Annotated in this window: 22 protein-coding genes; 9 read left to right on the plus strand and 13 right to left on the minus strand. The window is 71.3% G+C overall.

Going from position 1 to position 23,338, the window contains the following annotated elements:
* The 4 genes from ACFXJ8_RS03185 to mraZ form a co-directional block, all read right to left on the minus strand.
* The gene (locus tag ACFXJ8_RS03185) at nt 1-1,920 is read right to left on the minus strand and encodes a peptidoglycan D,D-transpeptidase FtsI family protein (protein WP_379642146.1); all 1,920 of its coding nucleotides are present in this window, start codon (nt 1,918-1,920) and stop codon (nt 1-3) included.
* A gap of 389 nt (nt 1,921-2,309) precedes the next feature.
* Complete coding sequence (locus ACFXJ8_RS03190; protein ID WP_379642147.1) at nt 2,310-2,801, minus strand: hypothetical protein; 492 nt, start codon at nt 2,799-2,801, stop codon at nt 2,310-2,312.
* Nucleotides 2,788-3,765: a 16S rRNA (cytosine(1402)-N(4))-methyltransferase RsmH gene (gene rsmH / locus ACFXJ8_RS03195; RefSeq protein ID WP_379642148.1), complete on the minus strand. Its 978-nt coding sequence runs from the start codon at nt 3,763-3,765 to the stop codon at nt 2,788-2,790. Before rsmH ends, ACFXJ8_RS03190 begins: the two co-directional genes overlap by 14 nt.
* Before the next feature lie 230 nt (nt 3,766-3,995).
* Nucleotides 3,996-4,427 (minus strand): division/cell wall cluster transcriptional repressor MraZ, encoded by a 432-nt coding sequence (mraZ, locus tag ACFXJ8_RS03200; RefSeq protein ID WP_358123489.1) that lies wholly within the window; start codon nt 4,425-4,427, stop codon nt 3,996-3,998.
* A 462-nt stretch (nt 4,428-4,889) separates the two neighbouring features.
* Between mraZ and ACFXJ8_RS03205 the strand changes: the two genes are divergently transcribed.
* The 3 genes from ACFXJ8_RS03205 to ACFXJ8_RS03215 are packed head-to-tail and all read left to right on the plus strand — an operon-like array spanning nt 4,890 to nt 9,552.
* Entirely contained in the window at nt 4,890-5,867 is a 978-nt protein-coding gene (locus ACFXJ8_RS03205) for an AAA family ATPase (protein WP_379642149.1), read from the plus strand.
* Nucleotides 5,867-7,117 (plus strand): DUF58 domain-containing protein, encoded by a 1,251-nt coding sequence (locus tag ACFXJ8_RS03210; protein ID WP_379642552.1) that lies wholly within the window; start codon nt 5,867-5,869, stop codon nt 7,115-7,117. Before ACFXJ8_RS03205 ends, ACFXJ8_RS03210 begins: the two co-directional genes overlap by 1 nt.
* Nucleotides 7,114-9,552 carry a transglutaminaseTgpA domain-containing protein gene (locus ACFXJ8_RS03215; RefSeq protein WP_379642150.1) on the plus strand — a complete coding sequence of 813 codons (2,439 nt, stop codon included), beginning with the start codon at nt 7,114-7,116 and terminating at the stop codon, nt 9,550-9,552. The genes ACFXJ8_RS03210 and ACFXJ8_RS03215 overlap by 4 nt, the downstream gene beginning before the upstream one ends.
* 57 nt (nt 9,553-9,609) lie before the next feature.
* Here the strand turns inward: ACFXJ8_RS03215 and ACFXJ8_RS03220 are convergent, their stop codons facing one another.
* From ACFXJ8_RS03220 to ACFXJ8_RS03230, 3 genes are all read right to left on the minus strand, one after another.
* A complete protein-coding gene (locus ACFXJ8_RS03220; protein WP_379642151.1) occupies nt 9,610-10,014 on the minus strand; it encodes a DUF3040 domain-containing protein in 405 nt (134 codons plus the stop codon).
* Between the two features lie 205 nt (nt 10,015-10,219).
* A complete protein-coding gene (dinB, locus tag ACFXJ8_RS03225) occupies nt 10,220-11,476 on the minus strand; it encodes a DNA polymerase IV (protein ID WP_379642152.1) in 1,257 nt (418 codons plus the stop codon).
* Nucleotides 11,477-11,649: 173 nt separating this feature from the next.
* Nucleotides 11,650-12,405 (minus strand): methyltransferase, encoded by a 756-nt coding sequence (locus tag ACFXJ8_RS03230; RefSeq protein ID WP_379642153.1) that lies wholly within the window; start codon nt 12,403-12,405, stop codon nt 11,650-11,652.
* Nucleotides 12,406-12,573: 168 nt separating this feature from the next.
* Here ACFXJ8_RS03230 and ACFXJ8_RS03235 point away from each other — a divergent pair, with 168 nt between their 5' ends.
* The gene (locus ACFXJ8_RS03235) at nt 12,574-13,485 is read left to right on the plus strand and encodes a cation diffusion facilitator family transporter (protein ID WP_379642154.1); all 912 of its coding nucleotides are present in this window, start codon (nt 12,574-12,576) and stop codon (nt 13,483-13,485) included.
* 14 nt (nt 13,486-13,499) lie between these two features.
* Here the strand turns inward: ACFXJ8_RS03235 and ACFXJ8_RS03240 are convergent, their stop codons facing one another.
* The 4 genes from ACFXJ8_RS03240 to ACFXJ8_RS03255 form a co-directional block, all read right to left on the minus strand.
* Nucleotides 13,500-13,838, minus strand: a complete 339-nt coding sequence (locus ACFXJ8_RS03240; protein ID WP_379642155.1) for an MmcQ/YjbR family DNA-binding protein — start codon at nt 13,836-13,838, stop codon at nt 13,500-13,502.
* A gap of 118 nt (nt 13,839-13,956) precedes the next feature.
* A complete protein-coding gene (gene nusB, locus ACFXJ8_RS03245; protein WP_379642156.1) occupies nt 13,957-14,367 on the minus strand; it encodes a transcription antitermination factor NusB in 411 nt (136 codons plus the stop codon).
* Nucleotides 14,368-14,928 (minus strand): elongation factor P, encoded by a 561-nt coding sequence (gene efp / locus ACFXJ8_RS03250; RefSeq protein WP_379642157.1) that lies wholly within the window; start codon nt 14,926-14,928, stop codon nt 14,368-14,370.
* Nucleotides 14,929-14,953: 25 nt separating this feature from the next.
* A complete protein-coding gene (locus tag ACFXJ8_RS03255) occupies nt 14,954-15,985 on the minus strand; it encodes a M24 family metallopeptidase (RefSeq protein ID WP_379642158.1) in 1,032 nt (343 codons plus the stop codon).
* Between the two features lie 86 nt (nt 15,986-16,071).
* On the opposite strand from ACFXJ8_RS03255, the gene ACFXJ8_RS03260 reads away from it, so the two are divergent.
* Nucleotides 16,072-17,868: a glycoside hydrolase family 9 protein gene (locus ACFXJ8_RS03260; RefSeq protein WP_379642159.1), complete on the plus strand. Its 1,797-nt coding sequence runs from the start codon at nt 16,072-16,074 to the stop codon at nt 17,866-17,868.
* Between the two features lie 61 nt (nt 17,869-17,929).
* On the opposite strand, the gene ACFXJ8_RS03265 is transcribed toward ACFXJ8_RS03260, so the two are convergent.
* Nucleotides 17,930-18,727, minus strand: coding sequence for an SAM-dependent methyltransferase (locus tag ACFXJ8_RS03265; protein WP_379642160.1), 798 nt, complete (start codon nt 18,725-18,727; stop codon nt 17,930-17,932).
* 107 nt (nt 18,728-18,834) lie between these two features.
* Between ACFXJ8_RS03265 and ACFXJ8_RS03270 the strand changes: the two genes are divergently transcribed.
* From ACFXJ8_RS03270 to ACFXJ8_RS03285, 4 genes are read left to right on the plus strand one after another with little or no spacing between them, the layout of a single operon-like run.
* Nucleotides 18,835-19,701: an AAA family ATPase gene (locus ACFXJ8_RS03270; RefSeq protein WP_379642161.1), complete on the plus strand. Its 867-nt coding sequence runs from the start codon at nt 18,835-18,837 to the stop codon at nt 19,699-19,701.
* Complete coding sequence (locus tag ACFXJ8_RS03275; RefSeq protein ID WP_379642162.1) at nt 19,694-20,773, plus strand: VWA domain-containing protein; 1,080 nt, start codon at nt 19,694-19,696, stop codon at nt 20,771-20,773. The genes ACFXJ8_RS03270 and ACFXJ8_RS03275 overlap by 8 nt, the downstream gene beginning before the upstream one ends.
* The gene (locus tag ACFXJ8_RS03280; protein WP_379642163.1) at nt 20,754-21,842 is read left to right on the plus strand and encodes an XdhC family protein; all 1,089 of its coding nucleotides are present in this window, start codon (nt 20,754-20,756) and stop codon (nt 21,840-21,842) included. The genes ACFXJ8_RS03275 and ACFXJ8_RS03280 overlap by 20 nt, the downstream gene beginning before the upstream one ends.
* A complete protein-coding gene (locus ACFXJ8_RS03285; protein WP_379642164.1) occupies nt 21,842-22,402 on the plus strand; it encodes an NTP transferase domain-containing protein in 561 nt (186 codons plus the stop codon). The genes ACFXJ8_RS03280 and ACFXJ8_RS03285 overlap by 1 nt, the downstream gene beginning before the upstream one ends.
* Nucleotides 22,403-22,415: 13 nt before the next feature.
* Here the strand turns inward: ACFXJ8_RS03285 and ACFXJ8_RS03290 are convergent, their stop codons facing one another.
* Nucleotides 22,416-23,303, minus strand: coding sequence for an endonuclease/exonuclease/phosphatase family protein (locus ACFXJ8_RS03290; RefSeq protein ID WP_379642165.1), 888 nt, complete (start codon nt 23,301-23,303; stop codon nt 22,416-22,418).
* Between the last annotated feature and the right edge of the window lie 35 nt (nt 23,304-23,338).

Below are 23,338 nucleotides of genomic sequence, written 5' to 3' on the forward strand. Positions count from 1 at the left end.
TCACTGTCCGGCGCCGATCCGCGCGGTCGGCGCGGCCGGTGCCGGGGTCTGGGCCGGCGGAATCTTCCTGCTCTTGATGGCGAACGTCATCACGTCCTTGAACACCGGGGCCGCGACGTGCCCGCCGTAGATGTCTTTTTCCGGCTTCTGCACCACCGCGAGGACGACGAGCTCCGGCTTGTCCGCGGGGGCGAATCCGACGAAGGAGGCGGTGTAGCCGTTGTAACGGCCCAGCTGCTGATCGTAGCGGTTGGCGGTGCCTGTCTTGCCCGCCACCCGGTAGCCGGGGATGGCTGCCAGCGTACCCGTGCCCTCGGCGCTGACGGCCCCCTCCAGCATGGCGGAGATCTCCTTGGCGGTCTGCTCGCTCACCACTCTGGTCTGCTTGCCCGGCTTGGCTGGCACGAACCTGCCGTTCGCGTCGGTCTCGCCGGCCAGGATCTGCGGCTGGACCCTGACCCCGCCGTTGGCGATGGTCTGGTAGACGCTGGCGGTCTGCAAAGCGGTCACCGACACGCCCTGGCCGTAGGCGACCGTGCAGCGCTGGGAGCCCGACCAGCTCTTGTAGTCGGGCAGGAGACCGGCCTCCTCGCCCGGCAGGCCGAGACCCGGCCTGGAGCCGAAGCCGAAGCCCTTGAGCATGGCGAACAGCCGCTCGTCGCCGACCCTGCGGGCGGCCTGGATGGTGCCGACGTTGCTGGAGGTCTCCACGACCTTCTTGAACGTCATCGTCTCGGTCTTGTGCGGGTGGGAGTCCTTCAGGATCTGGTCGGCGCACCTGATGTGGTCGGCCACCCTGAAGGTCGTGTCGGGCCGTACGGCTCCCGCCTCGATCGCGGCCGCCGCGGTGATGACCTTGTTGGTGCTGCCGGGCTCGAAGACCTCGGACACGGCGCGGTTGACGAAGGAGGTGTCGGGCGCCTTCTGCCAGTTGTTCAGGTCGAGCTCGGGCGCGTTGGCCATGGCGATGATCTGCCCGGTCTTGACGTCCATCACGATCACGGCGCCGCTGAGCGCGCCGCTGGCGGCCACCTGCTCGGCGATGGCCTTCTGGGCGGCCCACTGGATGTCGCGGTCGATGGTCAGCCGTACGTCGCGGCCCGCGATCGGCGCCTGGCGCTGGCTGCGGGTCATCGGGATGCGCTGGCCGTCGCGGCCCTGCTCCACGCTCTGCTTGCCGTCCTGGCCGGCCAGGCGCGAGTTGCGCATCAGCTCGACCCCCTCGAGCCCGGTGCCGTCGCGTCCGACGAACCCGATGAGCGTGCCCGCCAGGTCGCCGGCCGGATAGGTCCTGCGGTAGTGCTTCTTGGTGGTGACGGCCGGCAGCTCGTGGTCGAGCACCCGGTCGGCGACGACGGGGTCGACGTCGCGGGCGATGAGCTCGTAGCGCGAGGTGACCTTGGCCAGCTTCGCGGCGATGTCGGTCTCGGGCTTGCCCAGCTCCTTGGCCAGGGTCGCGGCCACCTTGGCGCGCTGGCCGGCGAGGACCTTGCTCGGGTCGACGGCGATCTCGCGCGCCTCGACGGTGACGGCGAGCTCGTGTCCGCCCGCGTCGGTGATGGAGCCGCGCTTGGCCGGGATGACCTCGCTGATCACCCGCTGGTCGGCGGCCTTGGCCTCATAGATCTTGGAGTCGAGGCCCTGGAGCTGGATGAGCCGCCCGGCGAAGATCGACAGGATGAAGGTCATGCCGATGAGGCCGATGTTGAGGCGCCTGCGGGGGTTGCCCAGGCGCAGCACCAGCGGCGGTTTCGGCGGTCTCGGGGGCGGCGGCGGCCTGCGGGCGGGCCTGCGCGGCGGCGGCGTGCGGCCCTCCGGCGTGCGGCCCTGTGGCGTCCGGCCCTGTGGGGTGCGACCCTGCTGGGTCTGGCTCTGCGGCGGGCGGGCCTCGCGGCGCTGGCCTCCCCGAGGTGCGGGCACGGTGGGGTCGGTACGACCGCGCCTGCCCTCCTGCGACCCGGCGCCCGTCAGGCCGCGCGGGAGGTCGAAGGGGTCGTTCTCGCGCGCTCCAGGCCCGCTCGTCCGGCCGGAGTCGTCGGCGGGCCGGCGGGGACGGCCCTCGGAACCCGGTTCCTGACGGCCGTCCCTGCTCGATCCCTCGTCGTCTCGGCGGGGGGGTGCCTGGTCCTCGTCCCTGTGGCGGCGCGGCGGCTCCTCGCGTGGCCCCTCGGATCGGCCTGAGCTCGTGCCGCCCTGCCGTCCCGACCGGCCGGGGCCGCCCGGCGTACGACGAACGGCGCCGGGCCCTCCCTGAGAGCCGGCGCCGCCACCACCACGGCCGGGGCCCTGGCCCCGGCCGCCTGTCTCCCTCACCGGTTCGTGCCCGCCTTGTTCGGGTCGATGGTGTTGATCTCGCCGTCGGGCCCCTGGCCCTGACCCTCGGCCCGCTTGGCGAGCTCGGCGGGCTGCTCCTGCCGCTCGATCTCCCGCTCCAGGGCGTTGGACTGCTGCTGCATCTCGGCGATCTGCTCCCTCAGCTCGCTGGCGGTGAAGGAGTCGCGGGCCAGAACCGTGTTGAGCAGCAGCAGGCTGACCAGCCCGCCGCACAGCAGGCCGACCACGAGCAGCACGAAGGGAGCGCGCTGCTTGCGCGGCATCGGCCGCCGCGCACGCACCGGCCTGCCCTCCTGGGCCGGGGCGGGCCGCTGACCGATCGGCCGGTCAACCGCGGGCCGCTCGGGGGCGGGGCTGGTCTCGTGCGGGGCGCTCTGCCTGCGCACGCCGGTCCTCGCCGGAGCGGTCCTGGGCACGCCGCCCCTTGCGGGCGCACCCCGCCTGATCTCCTGCTCAGTCCTCGTCAACACGGATCCTCTCTGCCGCCCGCAGGCGGGCCGAGGCCGCCCGCGGGTTACGGGCGAGCTCTTCGTCAGTCGGGAGCTCTGCTCCCCTCGTCAGGAGGCGGAACCTCGGCTGGTGAGCCGGGAGGGGGACGGGCAACCCTGGGGGGCTGGTGTCCCTGGTTCGCGCCGTGAGGACCTGCTTGGTCAGCCGGTCCTCGAGGGAGTGGTAGGAGAGCACGACGACTCGCCCACCGAGCGCCAGCGCGTCGAGGGAGGCGGGGAGGGCCGCCTCGAAGGCGGTCAGTTCCGCGTTGACCTCGATGCGCAACGCCTGAAAAGTCCGTTTAGCGGGGTTGCCCCCGGTACGTCGGGTAGCGGCGGGAATCGCCGCGCGAACGATCTCCGCGAGCCGCTTAGTCGACGTTATGGCTTCCTTGGCCCTTTCCTTGACAATGAGGCCCGCGACACGCGGTGCGAACCTTTCTTCTCCGTAATCACGCAGGATGCGGGTCAACTCGGCCGCCGAGTAGGTGTTGACCACTTCCTCGGCGGTGAGCGCCTGCTCGGTGTCCATGCGCATGTCGAGCGGAGCGTCGTAGGAGTAGGCGAAACCCCTCTCGCCCTCGTCGAGCTGGGGCGAGGAGACGCCCAGGTCGAACAGAACCCCGTCGACCACGGGACGGCCGGCTCCGGCCAGCACCTCGGCCATCTCGTCGGAGGAGGCGTGCACCAGCGTGACCCGGTCGGCGTACGGCGCGAGCCTGCGGGTGGAGAAGTCGATCGCGAACGGGTCACGGTCGATGCCGATCAGGTGAAGGCCCGGGTGCGCGGCCAACAGCGCCTCCGAGTGCCCGCCGAGCCCGAGGTTGGCGTCGACGACCACCGGCGACGGCCCCGCCAGCGCGGGGGCGAGGAGCTCCAGAACCCGCTCGAGCATCACGGGAACGTGACCACCCGTGCCCGCAGCGTTGCCTTCCACGTGCATTACTGAAACCCCCCTCCTGCTAAGAATGCGTCCATACTCGCGGATGACGCGACAGCCCGATCCCGGTGCCCAGCTCATGGGTCCCCACCCGTAGCCGTCCGGCCAGGTCCCCATCCGCACCCGCTTCGTGGGCGCCTGCCATCTGACACCGGGGAAGGTGCATCAGCTGGCGGGCGAGTGGTTGCGGGTGGAGACCTCGCCGAACGACATCACCGACGGATCGGCCGTGACTAGAGAATCCCTGGCAGCACCTCCTCCGAGAGATCGGCGAAAGCCTGCTCCTGGTCGGCCAGGTAGGTGTCCCAGGCCTGCTGGTCCCAGATCTCCAGACGGGTGTTGGCCCCGATGACCACGCAGTCACGCTCCAGCCCCGCGTAGGCCCGCAGAGCCTGGGGAATCGTGATGCGCCCCTGCTTGTCCGGAGTCTCGTCGGACGCGCTGGCGAAGAAGACGCGGCTGTAGTCCCGGACCGCCTTGGCGGTGACCGGGGCGGTGCTGAGAGCCTCGGTAATGCGCTGGAACTCCCCCACAGGAAAGACGTAGAGGCATCGCTCCTGGCCTTTGGTGATCACAAGACCCTCCGCCAGCTCCTCACGGTACTTAGCCGGCAGGAACAGCCGTCCCTTGTCGTCCAGACGCGGTTGATGGGTGCCGAGGAACACCGGCCCCACCTCCCGTGCCTCGCGAAGCGCTCAGTGCTGGTGCACCTGCCCTCCACTGCGCACCACCATACTCCACTTCTCCCCACCGTCAACTGATTCAGACCTTCTTCGGCCGTTGTTTCACGCGCGTTTCCGCAGGTCAACGCGATGGAGCGGGAGTGGGGCGGCGGCCGGGCCACGGAGCGTCGCGGGCGTGTCGATCGGCCGGAAGATCGGCGAGCAGGCCGTCGGCGCGCATCGCGTGGGGGAAGGTGGAGGAAGCGTGTCACCGGATTCGCACCACTATGCGACAAGAACCGGACGGATCACCTGAACACTGTGGCTGTTCCCTGAATATCCACAAAAGTCGCCCAAGCATCCCCGCCGTCGTAGGGTCGTACGCACAATGAAAAGGAATGGCAAGGCGCCCCAAAAGCACCCTCGCGCTGGGGAGAGCCGTCGCACTTCTCTCATGGAGGCCTGGTGGCAGTAACCCATGACGTCCCTCGCCAGCTCGACGAGCTGGTCTCCACCGCACACCGGATTCGGCAGGCGATCGAATCGGTGATCGAGGGTAAGAGCGACGCCGTCCGGCTGACCGTGACCGTCCTGCTCGCCGAGGGCCACCTTCTCATCGAAGACGTCCCAGGCGTGGGCAAGACGATGCTGGCCAAGGCGCTGGCGCGGTCCATCGACTGTCCCGTCAGGCGCGTGCAGTTCACCCCCGACCTGCTGCCGAGCGACATCACCGGGGTGAGCGCCTACAACCAGCAGACCCGCGAGTTCGAGTTCAAGCCTGGCCCCGTCTTCGCCAACATCGTGGTGGGCGACGAGATCAACCGGGCCTCGCCCAAGACCCAGTCGGCGCTGCTGGAGTGCATGGAGGAGCACCAGGTGACCGTCGACGGCGTCACCTACGCACTCGACGCCCCCTTCATGGTCATCGCCACCCAGAACCCCATCGAGATGGAGGGCACCTATCCCCTCCCCGAGGCCCAGCGCGACCGCTTCACCGCGCGGGTGGCGATGGGCTACCCCGAGCCCGCCGCCGAGCTGGAGATGCTCGACGTGCACGGCGGCACCTCGCCGCTGGACAAGCTGGAGCCCGTCGCGACCACCGCCGAGGTGCGGGCGCTGATCGAGGCCGTGCGCGGCGTCTACGTCTCCCAGCCGGTCAAGAGATACGCCATCGACCTGGTGACGGCCACGCGTCACTCCCCCGACCTGCGGCTCGGCGCCTCCCCCAGGTCCACTCTGCAGCTGGTGCGCGCGGCCAGGGCGCACGCCGCGCTGTCGGGCCGCGACTACGTCATCCCCGACGACCTGCAGGAGCTGGCCATCCCCGTGCTCGCGCACCGGCTGCTGCCCAGCATCGAGGCGCAGGGCCAGCGCAGGGTGCCCGAGCAGGTCGTCACCGAGCTCGTCAGGCGAGTGCCCGTGCCGGAGACTCGAGCGTCGTGATGGCGGGACTGCGGGCGCTCACCTCCAGGGGCAGGTCGTTCCTGGCCTCGGGCGTGGCCGCGCTGCTGATGGCCCTGCTCCTGGGCGAGCACGACCTGCTCAGGATCGGCGTGCTGATCATGGCGCTGCCGCTGCTCGCCGCGCTGGTGGTGGCCAGGACCCGCTACCGGCTGAGCTGCGCCCGCCGCCTCGACCCGCCCAGGATCGAGGTGGGCGGCGAGGCGACGGTCACGCTGCAGCTCGAGAACGTCACCAGGCTGCCGACGGGGCTGCTGCTCATCGAGGACACCGTTCCCTACGCGCTCGGCGCCAGGCCCAGGTTCGTGCTGGACAGGGTGGAGTCGAGGGGCGTCAGGGAGATCGACTACCGCGTCAGGTCCGACCTGCGCGGCCGCTACACGATTGGACCGCTGTCGGTACGGATCACCGACCCGTTCGGCCTGGTCGAGCTGACCCGCTCCTTCTCCATCGCCGACACGCTCGTCGTGACGCCCCACGTGGTGGCGCTGCCGCACGTGCGGCTGTCGGGCGAGTGGATGGGTGGTGGCGACAGCCGTACCAGGAGTGTGGCGGCGGCGGGCGACGACGACGTGGCCCCGCGTGAGTACCGGCAGGGCGACGACCTGCGGCGGGTGCACTGGCGTTCCACCGCCCGCCACGGCGAGCTGATGGTGCGGCGCGAGGAGCAGCAGTGGCAGAGCCGCGGCGCGCTGCTGCTCGACACCCGCAGGCACGCCCACCGGGGCGAGGGCCCGCGCTCGTCCTTCGAGGTGGCCGTCTCGGCCGCCGCCTCGATCGGCCTGCACCTGGCCCGCGAGGGCCTGGGCCTGCGCCTGGTCACCGACCAGGGTCCCGAGCACCTGAGCGACACGGGAGTGAGCTGGTCGCTGCTCGACACGCTGGCCGTGGTGCGCCCCAGCCCCGCCAGGTCGCTGGAGCTCGGCCTCACCGCGCTGCGCCAGGGCGGCGGCGACGGCCTGGTCGTCGCGGTGCTCGGCGCCATGGACGCGGAGGAGGCCAGGGAGCTGGCCAAGGTCAGGCACGGCAGCGCCACCGGCGTGGCCGTCCTGCTGGACGTGGAGGGCTGGGAGGCCAGGGACTACGGCTCGGCCGACCGCAGGCAGGCGGTCGAGGCGGTGCTCGCCGGTTCGGGATGGCGGATCGTCACCCTGCCCGCGGGCACCTCGCTGGCGACGGTATGGCAGAGCGCGGGCGTCAAGAACCGCTTCACCGTGGGAGGTGCGGCATGAGGCTGCCCATCTGGGCGGGTGTGGCCACGCTCGCGGTCTCGCTCACGCTGTACCCGCTGTTCGACGGCGGCGCGTGGCTGTGGGGCTCGCTGGGCGCGGTGCTCGCCGTCACGGCCGCGGGCGTGCTGTCCAGCAGGCTCACCCTGCCCGGCTGGGCGGCGCCGCTGCTCGGCCTGGTGGCGCTCGGCGTCTACCTGACCGCCGTCTACACCGGTGAGAAGGCGTGGGCGCTGCTCGTGCCGACGAAGGAGTCGGCGCTCGCGCTGGTCAAGCTGCTGGGCGCGGGTTTCGCCGACATCCAGCGCTACGCCGCGCCGGTGCCCGACGAACCGCCGATCGCCATGCTCACCACCGCGGGCGTCGGGCTGATCGCGATCGTCGTCGACCTGTTCGTCACCAGGCTGCGCAGGGCCGCCCTCGCGGGCCTGCCGCTGCTGGCGCTGTTCACGGTGCCCGCGGCGGTGCTGCCCGACCCGATCGGCTGGCCGGCCTTCATCCTCGGCGCGCTCGGCTTCACCAGCCTGCTGATCGCCGACGGCCGCGAGCGGGTGGGTCACTGGGGCCGGGCGGTCCTGGTACGGCGCAGCCGCGCCACCGAGGCGGGCGTCCAGGAGGCGGCCGATACGCGTGGCCTGCGCCTTTCGGGCAAGCGGATCGGGTTCACCGCCATCGCGCTGGCCGTCCTGCTGCCCGCGCTGCTGCCGACGCTCGAACCCGACCCGCTGTTCGGGTTCGGGGTGGGCGGTTCGGGCAAGGGCAGGGGCAGTTCCATCAGCATCCCTGATCAGGTCGCCGACCTGAAGGGGCGGCTCCAGCTGCCGGAGAACAGCACTGTGCTGTCCTACACCAGCAGCGACGACACGCCTCGTTATCTCAGGATCTACTCCCTCGACGTCTTCGACGGCCGGCGCTGGACGATGAACCCGCTGAAGGGCAGGCCGGAGAACAGGGTGGACCAGGGTCCGCTGCCCCCTCCTCCGGGGCTGGCCGCGTCGATGAAGACCACGAGGATCGAGACCGACATCCAGGTCAGCGAGGACATCACGCCCCTGCAGTTCCTGCCGCTGCCGTACCCGCCCCAGCTGGTGCGGGCGGAGGGCGACTGGCGCGCGGACGTCGACTCGCTGATGGTCTTCTCCTCCGGTGACCTGGCGGGCGGCCTGAACTACCAGGTGGTCAGCACCGAGCCCGACCCGACGGCCGACCAGCTGGACGCCGCGCCGAAGACCGCCGACCCCGCGGTCAGCGAGCGCTACCTGAAGCTGCCCGAGCTGCCCCCGCAGGTCAGGCAGCTGGCGCAGCGGGTGGTCAAGGACAGCAAGTCGCCGTACGAAGCGGCGGTGAGCCTGCAGCGGTTCTTCACCACCACCGGCGGCTTCACCTACAGTCTGACCACCGAGGGGCACGACACCGAGGCGCTGACGAACTTCCTGGAGCAGACCAGGGCGGGCTACTGCGAGCAGTTCGCCTCGGCGATGGCGGTGCTGGCCAGGTCGATCGGCATCCCGGCCAGGGTCGCGATCGGCTACACCGGCGGCACCAAGATCGAGGGCCGCTGGGAGGTCCGTACCCACGACTCCCACGCCTGGCCCGAGCTCTACTTCGAGGGCGTGGGCTGGCTGGCCTTCGAGCCGACCCCGGCGGGCAGCGCGGGACAGGGCACCGCCCGCGTCCCCGACTACACGCTGCCCAGGCCCGCCGAGACCACCCCCAGCAGCGACCCCTCCACGAGCGCCGCCGAGAGCGGCGACACCCCCAGCGGCGCGCCCAACAGCAGGGACAGGCTGCGGGAGCTCGACCCCGAGGGCGTCTACACCGGCCCGATCACGCCGGTGGAGACCACGCCGCTGTGGGTCGTGATCGCGCTGTCGGTGGCGGGGCTGCTGGTGATCCTGCTCATCCCCGCCATGGTGCGGCTGGTGATCAGGAACCGCAGGGTGCGGGCGCTGGGCTGGAAGGTCTCCGGACCGTCCGACGACGTCACGGCCAGGGCCAGGACGGTGGACACCTCGGTGGCCGCGGCCTGGGCCGAGCTCGACGACGTGCTGTGCGACTACGGGATGGCGCGGCTGCCGAGCGAGACCCCGAGGGCGCTGGCGCGCAGGCTCACCCAGCAGCACGAGTTCGGCGCCGAGCCGGCCGCCGCGATCGCCACGATCGCCTCAGCGGTGGAGCGGCTGCTGTTCGCGCGCGACCCGGGCGAGATCGCCCCGATGAGGAAGGAGCTGCGGACCGTACGGCGGGCGCTGGCGGCCACCGTGTCGCGGACCAGGCGGGTGCGCGCCACCCTGCTGCCGCCCTCGACCCTGCGCCGGATCAGGGGCATGGGCGAGGGGATCCTGGACGGTTTCGACCGGCTGGAGAACATCAGGCTCTGGAACGTCAGGCGCTGGAACGCCAGGTTCGGGAACAGGGCAGCACGCAAAGACGCCTGACCGCCGAACTGTGCGGCCGCTCCTCACCAGGAGCGGCCGCACAGTGAAACCATCGGCTCAGCGCTCGTCGTGACGACGGCGCCAACGCTCTTCCATGCGTTCCATGAAGCTTCCGCGGTTGCCCCGGCGCTGGCCCTTGGCCGGCGGCGTTCGCGTGCCGGACTCTGGCGCGGCGGAGTCACCGCCGAATCCGTTCATGCGCTTCCAGCTGGACAGACCCCACAGACACGCGGCGAGCATGACCACGAAACCGCCGACGCCGAGCGGGATCTGGTTGATCACGACGCCGACCATCAGCAGGACGATGCCGAGTGCAAAGCCGATGGAGGCTTTGACCAGGCGCCGCTTGTAATGGCTGCGCGGATCGCTGATCCGAACGGTATTGGCCCACTTCGGGTCCTCGGCGTAGAGGGCCTGCTCGATCTGGTCGAGCAAGCGCTGCTCGTGCTCAGAGAGCGGCACGGCGCCTCCCAAGGACGGCCCCATTTCGGGGAAGACGGCAACGGACGACACTGGGTGTCCGGACCTCGCGGTCGGTTATCCCCAGAATACGAGGCTGTAGACGTAGGCGAAAGAAAACGTCCAACGTAGACCAAACCGGAGGTGACGTCATAGCTCTAGACATGCCTATTCTCCCCCACCCTCCGAGATGTCGCGACATCGGGCGTCATGCCTCCATTTCATCAAGCCGCCCCCTGACTAGTGAAGCCGGGACCACCGCATCAGGGCCGAACCTGCTGATCGCTTTGTCCATCGCGCGTTCGGCCTCCCGCCATCCTGCCTCTTTCTCGCCGATGCTGAGCTGGTGAGAGGCGAAATCGGCAGGCCTGAGACTCTCCAGCCTGACGCCCACCAGCCGCAGCCTGATCCGCTCGAGCCCGGCGGCGGCGTAGAGCTCGCAGGCGGTCGCGTAGATCTCCTGCGCGACGTCCGTCGGCTCCCGCAGCGTCCGCGAACGAGTGATCGTGGAGAAGTCGGCGCGACGCAGCTTCACACTCACTGTTCTGCCCACGTGGCCGCCCGCACGCACGCGCGCGGCGACTCGTTCCGAAAGTCGCAGGAGTTCGCGCCTGATCACCTCTGGGTCGTCGACGTCGGCCGCGAACGTCTCCTCCGCGCCGATGCTCTTGTCGGGCACGTGGGCGGTCACGGCGCGTTCGTCCTTGCCCCACGCCAGCGCGGCCAGGTGGGTGCCCGCCGCGTGGCCAAGCTCGCGCTGCAGGGTGGTCAGCGGCACCCTGGCCAGATCGCCCACCGTCCTGATGCCCAGGCGCACCAGCGACTGCTCGGTGCGCTCGCCCACGCCCCACAGGGCGCTGACGGGCAGCGGGTGCAGGAACTCGACCACGCGGTCGGCGGGGACGACGAGCAGGCCGTCGGGCTTGCACTGCTTGGAGGCGAGCTTGGCGACGAACTTGCTGCCGGCCACCCCGACCGAACAGGTGATGCCGAAGCGCTCCAGCACCTCGGCGCGGATCTTGGCGGCGATGTCGGCGGGTGTGCCGAGCCTGCGCCTGGCGCCGCCCACGTCGAGGAAGGCCTCGTCGGAGGCGATCGGCTCGACGAGCGGGGTGACGGAGTGGAAGATCTCCATCACGCCCTTGGACACCTCGGAGTATTTGCCGTGGCTGGGTGGGATGATCGTGGCCTGGGGGCAGATGCGCCTGGCCCTGCTCATCGGCATCGCCGAGTGCACGCCGTACCGTCTGGCCTCGTAGGTGGCGCTGAGGACGACGCCGCGGCCCGCGGGCGAGCCGACGATCACCGGGCGGCCCCTCAGCTCGGGGCGCTCCAGGAGCTCGACGCTGGCGAAGAAGGCGTCCATGTCGACGTGGAGGATGGGGCAGGCGCTGTCGTCGGCCCCGATCCTGGTGACCCCGCTCCTGGCGAGGGGGCCGACTCCGGTGATCTGCTTGCGCGACACGACGTCATTCTACCCGAACGCGCGTTCGACAGTCGTATCGTGGCCGCATGAGCGAGCCGTCCGTGGCGGCAGGCTCGAGGCGCGAGCGGGCCGCGCTTCTCGGCGGGCCCAGGACGCACCAGGCGGTCGCGCGCCTCGGGCGGCCCGGGGCGCGGGGGGCTGCCGCGCGGAGGTCATCGGTGGCCCAGGACGTGGAGCTGGGTGGCGATGTCGCGCAGGACGGGATGGGTGGCGGCGGCCTGCTCCAGGGCGACCAGCGCGTCGGCCGCGCCGGGCTCTCCGTCGATCAGGCGGCTGGGCACCAGGTCTGCGAAGATCCGCACGCCGTGGATCTCGCCCACCGCGAACCCGGTCGCCGACAGCAGCTCAGCCAGCGTCTGCGCGGCGAATCTGCGCGGGGTGGGGTCACGGTCGCCCCACCGCCCCATCGGGTCGTCCATGACCGCCCTGGCCTCGTCGAAGTGCCCGGCCAGCGCGCGGTGGATGGCGCTGGCGACCGGGTTGGCCGCCAGCACGCTCACCGCGCCGCCCTCGCGCAGCAGCCCCGCCACGGCGGTCAGCGCGGAGATCGGGTCGTCGACGTACTCCAGCACGCTGTGGCACAGCACCAGGTCGGCGCTGTCGCGGGGCAGCAGCTCGCCGAGGTCGGCGGCGTCGCCCTGCAGCGCCCGCACGCCGACGCCGCGCTCGGCGGCCCTGCGCTCCAGCGCGAACAGCGAGTCGGGGCTCGGGTCGACGACGGTGACCGCGTGGCCGAGCTCGGCCAGCGGTACGGCGAAGCCGCCGGTGCCGCCGCCCGCGTCGACGATGTCGAGCCGTTCGCGGCCCGTCTGCTTCGCCCGCGCGGCCAGCACCGCCCGCAGCGCGTCCCAGACGACGGCGGTGCGCACCGCCGGGGTCGCCTGCTTGGTGATGCTCTCAGCACGCAACGTCGGCTCGCCTCCTCGATTCGGCCGCGCCCGTGAGCGACGGTGTCGCCGAACGCGTTGTGTCCTTGCACGCGCGCGACGCCTTCCACGCCTGGAGAGCCGCCGCGACATGGGCCAGCCTACGCCGTCTCGCGAGGGCTGGGCATACTAGATCACGGGGAGGTAACGGTGGAATCCGGACACGGGCACGGCCAGGCGAGCGCGACCGCGCGCCACCGCGGGCGGATGATCGCCGTCATCGCCATCACCTCGCTCGTCTTCGTGGTGCAGGTGATCGGCGGCATCGTGGCAAGCAGCCTGGCGCTGATCTCCGATTCGCTGCACGTGGCCACCGACATCACCGGTGTCCTCATGGCGCTGATCGCCGCCCACTTCGCCGCCAGGCCCGCCTCCGACAGGAGGACCTTCGGCTACTACCGGCTGGAGATCCTGGCCGCGGTGGTGAACGCGGCCGTGCTGTTCGGGATCGCGATCTGGGTGTTCAGCGAGGCCTCCAGGCGCCTGTTCGAGCCGCCCACGGTGTCGGCCGGCCTGGTGCTCGTCATCGCGGTCGCCGGGCTGGTGGTGAACGGGATCTGCCTGGCGCTGCTGCACGGCGGGCAGAAGGAGTCGCTGAACGTCAGGGGCGCCTACCTGGAGGTCATGGGCGATCTGATGGGCTCGGCGGCCGTGGTGGTGGCGGCGATCGGCATCCAGCTGACCGGCTGGCAGGTCATCGACCCGATCGCCTCGATCGTCGTGGCGCTGATGATCCTGCCGAGGGCGTGGCGGCTCATGCGCGAGGCGATCGACGTGCTGCTGGAGGCCACACCCAAGGGGATGGACCTGAGCGAGGTGCGCAGGCTGATGCTGGCCGCCGACGGCGTGCTCGACGTGCACGACCTGCACGCCTGGACGCTGACCAGCGGGCTGCCCGTGCTGTCGGCGCACGTGGTGGTGGAGGAGGCGCGCCTGCAGGACACCGGACGCCTGCTCGACGCGTTGCACGGGATCCTGGTGGGCCGCTTCGACGTCGAGCACTCCACGATCCAGGTCGAACCCGTCGGCCACGCCGAGCACGAGGGCGCCAGGCACGCCTAGCTCCTGGCCGCCGCTCAGCCGCCGAAGGCCGCCAGGACGCGTTTGGGGGCGCGCAGCCGCCAGGCGTCGGTGAGCAGTTCGGCGAGCTCCTCGACGCCGACGGCGGCGAAGCGGACCAGCACGGCCGCGTAGCCGTCGTAGTGCGGAAGGGTGAAGAAGACGCCGGGGTCGGCGGCGATCAGCTCCTGCCTGTGCTCCTCAGAGGCCACCGGCAGGACCAGGACGTCGCCCTCCTCCCTGATCCGCGCGAACCACCTGGCCTTGACGTAGAAGGCGGGCGTGCCGTACATGGGGCGCTCGGTGGTCTCCGGCAGCCCGAGCGCGATCCGCCGTACGTCGTCGTCGGTCACCATGCCCCCCATCCTGTACGGCACGCCGCCCCGAAGCCACCCACCGCGGGAAGCGGAACCCGCGGGATGCGGAACCCGCGGGATGCGGAACAGGGTGCGGGCCGTACGACAGACGGGGCGGTCAGAGGGTGAGGCTGGGCTTGAGCTGCTTGAAGCGGGCCAGCAGGCCGTTGATGAACTGGGGCGACTCGTCGGTGGACAGCTCGGAGGCCAGGTGCACCCACTCGCTGATCACCACGCCCTCGGGCACGTCGGGCATCCAGAGCAGCTCGTACGTCCCGCCCCGCAGCAGGTTGCGGTCGACGGCGGGCATGCGCTCCAGCGTCCACCCCTCGGCGTAGGTCGTGATCAGCTCGTCGATGCGCTGGGAGTGCCTGGCCACGCCCTCGACGATCGCCGAGGTGTACTCGTTGACCGGCGGCTCGCGCCGGTCGACCCGCTCGGCGAGGATCTTCAGCGGATCCTCGCCGCGCAGCTCGGCCTCGAAGAGGATGTCGAGCGCCCGCCTGCGTGCTTTGCCTCGCGCGGACACTCAGGCCCGGCCGAGGTATTCGCCGCTGCGGGTGTCGACCTTGACCTTCTCACCGGTGGTGATGAACAGCGGGACCTTGATCTCCGCGCCGGTCTCCAGCGTGGCGGGCTTGGTGCCGCCGGTGGAGCGGTCGCCCTGCAGGCCGGGCTCGGTGTTGGCGATGAGCAGCTCGACCGCGGCGGGCAGGTCGACGTAGAGCGCGGCGCCCTCGTTGAAGGCGATGGTGGCCAGAGTGTTCTCCAGCATGTAGTTGGCGGCGTCGCCGACGGTCTTGGCGGGCACGGTGACCATGTCGTAGGTCTCGGTGTCCATGAAGACGAAGTCTTCGCCGTCCTTGTAGGAGTACTGCATCTCGCGCTTGTCGACGTTGGCCACCTCGACCTTCACGCCGGCGTTGAAGGTCTTGTCGACGACCTTGCCCGACAGGACGTTCTTGAGCTTGGTGCGCACGAACGCGCCGCCCTTGCCCGGCTTGACGTGCTGGAACTCCACAACGGACCAGAGCTCACCGCCGTCGAGCTTCAGCACGATGCCGTTCTTGAGGTCGTTGGTCGTCGCCACTCGCTTCTCCCGGATGCGGCCGCTCTTACAGGACGAGCAGCTCCTTGGTCGTCTTCGTCAGGAGTTCCGCCCCGCCTTCACGCGTCACGAGCGTGTCCTCGATGCGGACCCCGCCCCTGCCCTGAAGGTAGACCCCAGGCTCGACGGTGATCGGAACTCGATCCTCTAGTCTACCGGTCCGCGAAGGGCCCAGGAACGGCTCCTCGTGGATCTCCAGGCCGACCCCGTGGCCGAGGCCGTGGCGGAAGTGTTCGGCGTGGCCCGCGCGCTCGATGACCGACCGGGAGGCGGCGTCGATCTGCGCGGCCTCCGCGCCGGGGCGCAGCGCCCGGCGGCCCGCGCGCTGGGCCTCGCGGACGAGGTCGTAGATCTCCCGCTGCCAGTCCGCGATCGCGCCGATGGCGACGGTGCGGGTCATGTCGGCGTGGTAGCCGCCGTAGAGGGCGCCGAAGTCGAGGGTGACCAGGTCGCCCGCGCGCAGCTCGCGGTCGGTCGGCGAGTGGTGGGGTATCGAGCCGTTCTCACCGCTGGCCACGATCGAGTCGAAGGCGGGCTTGTCGGCGCCGAGCTCGACCATGCGGGCCTCGAGGACGCGGGCGATCTCGCGCTCGGTCACCCCCGGCCGGATCTTCGGGCAGATGTCGGCGAAGGCCTGGTCGGAGATGGCGCACGCGGTGCGCAGCAGCTCGATCTCGGTGTCGTCCTTGACCACGCGCAGGCGTTCGACCAGCGGCTCCAGCGGGACGATGCCCTCTCCGAGCTTGTTGAAGACGGCCACCGTCATGTGCGCGGCCTCGATGCCGACGCCGGGGGCGGCCAGTTCGCCGGTGACGTCGGGGGCCTCGACGGTCTCGATCCCGAGCTCGCGGGCCATCTCGATGTAGCGGGAGTCGGTGGCGAGCTTCGCCGTGCCGTCCGCGCGGACCAGGACGGCGGCGTTGGAGCTGTCGAGCCCGGTGAGGTAGCGGACGTTGACCGGCTTGGTGACGAGGATGGCGTCGACGCCCGCCAGCAGCGCGGCGAGGTTGGCCCGGCGCTGGGCGAAATCGGTGGTCATTTCACCAAGTATTGACCACGTTCGCCGCCGCCAGCTACGGTCTCGATTTGAAGGTTAGGAAGGTTTACTAACTCGTGGAGCAGCCGATGCGGATCGCCTTAGCCCTCACCCTCGCCCTGACAGGAGCCCCAGCCATGGCCTCCGCCGCGCACGCCGCCGAGCCCGCCTCCGCGCGCGCATCCGGGCACATCCGCGTCGACCAGGTCGGATTCGCGCCCGGCGAGGCCAAGCACGCCTACCTGATGACCAGCGGGCGCCCCGCCCCCTTCGCCGTGATCGACCACAGGGGACGGCAGGTGCTGAAGGGTACGGCAGGCCGCGACCTCGGCGCCTGGAACGCCAGGTACGGCCACGTCTACGACCTCGACCTCACCAGGCTGAGGAGAGCGGGCACCTACCGGATCGTCTCCGGCGGCCTCACCTCCGCGCGGTTCACGATCGCGCCCTCCGCCCAGCTGGCGCAGCCCGCCTCGAAGATCGTCACGTTCTTCGGCGGCCAGCGCGACGGCGGCAGGCGGCACGCCAACGACCGCGCGACCCACGTCTACGACTGGCCGACCTTCACCGGGCCCGACACCGACCAGATCAAGGGCGAGCTCACCAAGGTCGGCGGCCCCGTCGACGTCGAGGGCGGCTGGTTCGACGCCGGCGACTACCTGAAGTTCACCCACATCCTGGCCTACGTCGACACGCTGATGTGGGCGGCCCGCAGGGATGGAGGGGCGTCGGCCGATCCGCGCCTGAAGTCGGAGTCGCTCCACGGCCTCAAGTACCTGGACAAGATGTGGGACGGCGCGAGCAAGACCCTCTACATCCAGGTCGGCATCGGCGCGGGCAACGCCGAGGGCACCTTCGCCGGCGACCACGACCTGTGGCGTCTTCCCGAGTCCGACGACTCCTCCTCCGAGAAGTACATCCGCAACCGTCCCGTCTTCCGGGCGGCCGCGCCAGGCCAGCCGATCAGCCCGAACCTCGCCGGCCGTACGGCGGCGGCCTTCGCGCTGGCCGCGCAGGTCGAACCGAACAGGCGGCGGGCGCAGGCCTGGCTCGACCAGGCCGCGGAGATCTACGCGATGGCCAAGACCACCGACGTGGGACAGCTGGTGACCTCGCTGCCGCACGCCTTCTACCCCGAGAGCGTCTGGCGCGACGACATGGAGCTGGGCGGCGCCGAACTGGCGCTGGCCGGTCAACGGCTCGGCGACTCCAGGGCCGGGCAGTGGCTGGAGCAGGCCCAGCGCTGGGCCACCGAGTACATCGCCGGCGACACCGGCGACACCCTCAACCTCTACGACGTCAGCGCCCTCGCGCACGCCGACCTGATCAGGGCGGGCGCCTCCATCAAGGGCGCGCTCGTCGCCGACCTCAGGGCGCAGCTGGAGATCGGCGCGTCCAGGGCCGCGAAGGACCCGTTCAGGGCGGGGGCGCGCTACGACGCCTTCGACTCGGTGCCGCACGCCTTCGGCCTGGCCGCCACCTCGCGGCTCTACCGCGCGGTCTCGGGCGACCGGTCCTACGACGCCTTCGGCACCCAGCAGCGCGGGTGGGCCCTCGGCGCGAACGCGTGGGGCGTGTCGTTCGTGCAGGGCGTCGGCGACAACTCGATCGCCTGCCCGCACTACCAGATCTCCAACCTGACCGGCCGTCCCGCGACCGGCGCGGTCGTCAACGGGCCGAACGCGGCCTCGCTGTTCGACGACGGCCTCGGCGGCCACTTCGAGGAGATGGCCAAGTGCCCCGCCGACCAGGTGGACCGCTACGAGGAGTTCACCGGCAGGGGCAGCAGGTTCGTCGACGACGTGCGCTCGTGGCAGGCCTCCGAGCCCGCCGACGACTTCGCCGCGATCGGGCTCTACGCGCTCACGCTGATGGCCAGGGACTGACCCGCGGCCCCGAGCGGCGTCTCCCTGCGGGGAGACGCCGCTCCGCCGTCCCACAAGCCGCTCAGCGCTTGCGGGCGAGCCCGCCGTACTGGTGGACCTCGCGGTCGGTGTATTCGGTGGCCGCGTCGGGGTACCAGCGCGGCAGCGAGACCACGCCGGGCTCGACCGGGTCCATCCCCGCGAACAGCGCCTCCAGCTGCTCGGGAGTGCGCAGCCTGATCTCGGTCGCGCCGCTGGCGTTCCACTTGGCCGCCGCGTCGTCCATCGACTCGCTGTGGACGCTGTGCGAGACGACCAGGTAGCTGCCCGACGGCATGGCGTCCATGAGCGTCGACATGGCCAGGCGGACCTGCTCGTCGTCCGGCACGAACTCCAGCACGCCGAGCACCATCAGCGCGATCGGCTGGGAGAAGTCGAGCGTCTTGGCCGCCCCCCGCAGGATCGTCTCAGGCTCCCTGAGGTCGGCGTCGAGGTAGTCGGTCGCGCCCTCGGGGGTGCTGTGGAGCAACGCGCGGGCGTGGGCGAGCACGATCGGGTCGTTGTCGACGTAGACGATGCGCGAGTCGGGCGCGGCCCGCTGCGCCACCTGGTGGGTGTTGTCGGCGGTGGGCACGCCGGTGCCGACATCGAGGAACTGCCTGACCCCCGCCCCGACCAGATGCCGTACGGCGCGGCCGAGGAACTGCCTGTCGGCCCTGGCGACGACGACGAGGTCGGGCATGACCTGGAGGATCTCGTCGCCCACGGCCCTGTCGGCCGCGTAGTTGTCCTTGCCGCCCAGCCAGTAGTCCCACACCCGTGCCGGGTGCGGCACGCTGGAGTCGATCCTGTCGAGCCTGTCCCGCGAGTTTTCGGTCACCGATGAGTCCCCCCGCTCGGCCTCGTCTGGTCATGATCAATCTAATGGATGACCTCAAGGCTGGGTATCCCTAGCCTGAAGGCGTGCTGCGACGGACAATCAACGCAATGGACATCGAGTCACCCGAAAAACTGGTCGAGCTGCTCGACCAGCACGCATATCTGGCCGACCAGGGCCTGGCGACGGCGGCCTTCCTGGCGCTGCGCATGGGGCGGCCGCTGTTCCTGGAGGGCGAGGCGGGCGTCGGCAAGACCGAGCTGGCCAAGACCATGGCCGAGCTCCTGCGCGCCCCGCTGATCCGGCTGCAGTGCTACGAGGGGCTGGATGCCGCCCAGGCCCTCTACGACTGGGACTTCGCCCGCCAGCTCCTCCACCTGAAGGCCGCCGAGGCCGCGGGCGTCCACGACGTGAGCAGGCTCGAAGGCGAGATCTACGACCGCCGCTTCCTCATCGCGCGTCCGCTGCTGAGAGCCATCGAGACCCAGCCCGCCGTCCTGCTCGTCGACGAGATCGACAGGGCCGACGACGAGTTCGAGGCGTTCCTGCTGGAGGTGCTGTCGGACTTCACGATCTCCATCCCCGAGCTCGGCACGATCAGGGCCGAGCGCCCGCCGGTGGTGGTCGTCACCTCCAACCGCACCCGTGAGGTGCACGACGCGCTCAAGCGCCGCTGCCTCTACCACTGGCTGGAGCACCCGAGCTTCGACAGGGAGGTGGCCATCCTGCTGCGCAGGCTGCCGGAGTGCACCGAGGCGCTGGCCCGCCAGGTCGCCCGTACGGCGGCGCGGCTGCGCGAGCGGGACCTGGTCAAGCCGCCCGGCATCGCCGAGACGCTCGACTGGACCGAGGCGCTGCTCACGCTCGGCGCCCGCGACCTCGACCCCGGCCTGGCCGCCGCGACGCTCGGCGCGGCGCTGAAGTACCGGGAGGACGTCGAGAGCGTGCTGGAGAGCGGGGTGCTGAAACGTGCGTGAGGTGGCCGCCACGATGACCGGTTTCGCCAGGACACTGCGGGCCGCCGGGGTCTCCGCCGACCTCGAGCGCACCCAGAATCTCATCGAGGCGATCGGCCGGCTCGACGTGACCCGCCGCGAGGACGTCTACTGGGCGGGCCGCCTCACGCTGTGCGCCTCGCCCGACGACCTGCCCAGGTACGACAGGTGCTTCGCCGCCTACTTCGGCGGCCATCGGGCCAGGCCGGGCCGTACCACCGCCAGGACGGTCACCAGGCACCTGGCGGCAGGCGACGGCGAGGCGGGCGAGGGCGAGGAGTCGATGGCCGCGACGGCCAGCCCGATCGAGGTGCTGCGCCATCGGGATGTGGCGGCGCTGACGGAGGCCGAGCGCGCCGAGGTGCACCGGCTGCTGGCGCTGCTGCGCGACCGCAGGGAGCGACGGCGCTCGCGCCGCCTGGTGTCCGCGCCCAGGGGCAGGCTCGACCAGCGCAGGACGATCCGCGAGGCGCTCAGGAAGGGCGAGGTGGCGCTGCTGCGCTACCGGCGGCACACCACCAGGCCGCGCAGGGTCGTGCTGCTGGTCGACGTCAGCGGCTCGATGGCGCCCTACGCCGAGACGTTGCTGCGCTTCGCGCACGCGCTGGTCAGGACCGAGCCGCGGGCGACGCAGGTCTACTCGATCGGCACCAGGCTGACGCCGGTCACCGTCGAGCTGCGCCACCGCGATCCCGGCACCGCGCTGGCGCAGGTGTCGAAGGCGATCCCCGACTGGAGCGGCGGCACCAGGCTCGGCGAGGAGCTGCGCGAGCTGCTGGGCGCGCGCAGCGTGCGCGGCGCCATCGTGGTCATCGCCTCCGACGGGTGGGAGCGCGGCGACCCGACACTGCTCGGCGAGCAGATGGCCAGGCTGGCCCGCCAGGCGCATCGGGTGATCTGGGCCAACCCGCACAAGGGGCACGTGGACTACCAGCCGCTCACCGGGGGGATACGCGCGGCGCTGCCGTACATCGACGACCTGGTGGCCGGGCACAGCCTGGCCGCCTTCGAGGATCTCTCCGAGAGGCTTTCCCATGCGCGACGTGCTGCCTGAGATCATGCGGTGGTGGGAGTCCGGCCTGCGGTTCGGGCTGGCGACCGTGGTGAGCACCTTCTCCAGCGCGCCCAGGCCGCCGGGGGCGGCCATGGCGGTGCGCGGCGACGAGGTGGTCGGCAGCGTCTCCGGCGGCTGCGTCGAAGGCGCGGTGTTCGAGCTGGCGAGCCAGATCGAGACCCCGATCCTGCAGCGGTACGGCGTGAGCGACGACGACGCCTTCGCGGTCGGCCTGACCTGCGGCGGCATCATCGACATCCTCGTCGAGCCCGTCTCCATCGAGACCTATCCCGAACTCGGCGAGATCGCCGCCTCGCTCGACGCGCACGAACCGGTGGCCGTCGCCACGATCATGGCAGGGCCCGGCGCTCTCGGCGCGCGCAGGGTGATCTGGCCGGGCAGGGCCGCGGGCTCGCTCGGCGTCGAGCGCCTGGACGAGGCCGTCGACGACGACGTGCGCGGCATGCTCGCCCAGGGCCTGACCGGCGTCAGGCACTACGGGGGGCACGGCGAGCGCCGCCTGGACGACCTGTCGGTGTTCGTGCAGTCCTTCGCGCCGCCGCCGCGCATGCTCGTCTTCGGCGCCATCGACTTCGCCGCCGCTGTCGCGCGCATGGGCAAGTTCCTCGGCTACCACGTCACCGTGTGCGATGCCAGGCCCGTCTTCGCCACCGCCAAGCGCTTCCCCGACGCCGACGAGGTCGTGGTCAAGTGGCCGCACGACTACCTGGCCGCCACGCCCGTGGACGAACGGACCGTGATCTGCGTGCTCACCCACGATCCGAAGTTCGACGTGCCGCTGCTGGAGGTGGCGCTGCGCACCAAGGCGGCCTACGTGGGGGCGATGGGCTCCCGCCGTACCCACGACGACCGGCTGGCCCGGCTGCGCGAGGCGGGCCTGAACGAGGAGGAGCTGAGCAGGCTGCGCTCCCCCATCGGCCTGGACCTGGGCTCGCGCACGCCGGAGGAGACGGCCGTGTCGGTCATGGCGGAGCTGATCCAGCTGCGGTGGGGTGGGAGCGGACGGCCGCTCAGCGAGACCGGCGGCCGCATCCATGGGGAGGTCTGATGACTCAGGTGGTGGGCCTGCTGCTGGCCGCGGGGCAGGGATCGCGCCTCGGCAGGCCGAAGGCGCTGGTGGAGTACGAAGGTGAGCGACTGGTCGACCGGGGGGTGCGGCTGCTGCACGAGGGCGGCTGCCACCCGGTGATCGTCGTGCTCGGCGCGGCGACCGTGCAGGTGCGCGGCGCGGTGGTGGTGCGCAACCCCGACTGGAGCAGCGGCATGGGCTCCTCGCTGCGCGTCGGGCTGCAGGCGCTGCCCTCGGACGCCACCGGGGTGGTGATCGCGCTGGTGGACCAGCCGTTCGTGGAGCCCGCGGCGGTGCGGGCGCTGATCGACAGCGGGGCCCAGGTGGCGGTAGCCACGTACGGCGGGCGGCGGCGCAACCCGGTGCTGGTCTCGGCCGAGCACGTGGCGCGGGTGGCGGAGCTGGCGGAGGGGGACGTGGGGGCCAGGGCGTTCATGCGGGCCCACCCCGAGCTGGTCACGGAGGTGGAGGTGCCGGGCGACCCGCGCGACATCGACACCCCTGAGGACCTGGCCGCCCTGACGACCCGGACCGACTGAACCCCGCGGGGGCTCAGAGCCGGAAGGAGGCCGTCGCGGCGCGGTGGTCGCTGCCGGTCGCGGGGGCGACCCCAGCGCGGGTCGCGGTCATCCCCTTGTAGAGGATGTGGTCGGGCCGGGTGATCGGGAAGCTCGACGGCCAGGTGAACCCGAACCCCTCCCCCACCTCCTCCTGCGCGTTCAGCAGCGGTGGCGCCAGGTTGGCCAGCCCCCTGTCGTCGGTGGCGGTGTTGAGGTCGCCCAGCAGCAGGATCCGCTCGCTCTTGTCGGCCTCGATCAGCTTGCGCGCCTCCCTCAGGGTCTTGTCCCTGGTCGCGGTCTGCCCTGGCCGGGCCGAGGCCAGGTGCATCACGTAGACGGTGACGTCGCCCGACGGCGTCTTGGCCACCGTCCTGAGCGCCCGTTCCCATCCGAGGCCCACGTCGAAGAAGTCGGGCTCCGACAGCGGGAACCTGCTCCACAGCCCGATCGTGCTGACGCTGCGGTGGTGGCGGAAGAGCTTGCTGAGCGCCTTGGCCGCTGGGCCTCCAGGCGTGAGCTCCTGCGCGGCGACCAGGTCGAGGCCGTCGGCGATGGCGCGCACCGCCGTACCGGAGGCGTTGTTGCGCACGCCCACGTTGACCGTGGCGACCGACAGGTCACTGTCGCCTCCTGGTGAGGAGCGCAGCACGTCGGAGCCGAACATCACCGCCCACACCAGCGCCGGAAGCACCACGACGACCGCGGCGCGGGACGAGCGGGCCAGCAGCGCCAGCAACAGCAGCACAGGTACGGCCAGCCCCAGCCAGGGCAGCAGGCTCTCCAGGATGGGGGTGAACCCCCCGAGTGCTGGAATGAGGCGGTGACCCGCCAGCACCGCCGCGACCACGATCGCCCCCACGATCACCGCACGCTTCAGCACACCGCTCCTCTCGTCCCCGGGTTCGCCCCCCGAAT

It is taken from the genome of Nonomuraea sp. NPDC059194 (genome assembly GCF_042754765.1).
In the GTDB taxonomy this organism is placed as follows: domain Bacteria; phylum Actinomycetota; class Actinomycetes; order Streptosporangiales; family Streptosporangiaceae; genus Nonomuraea.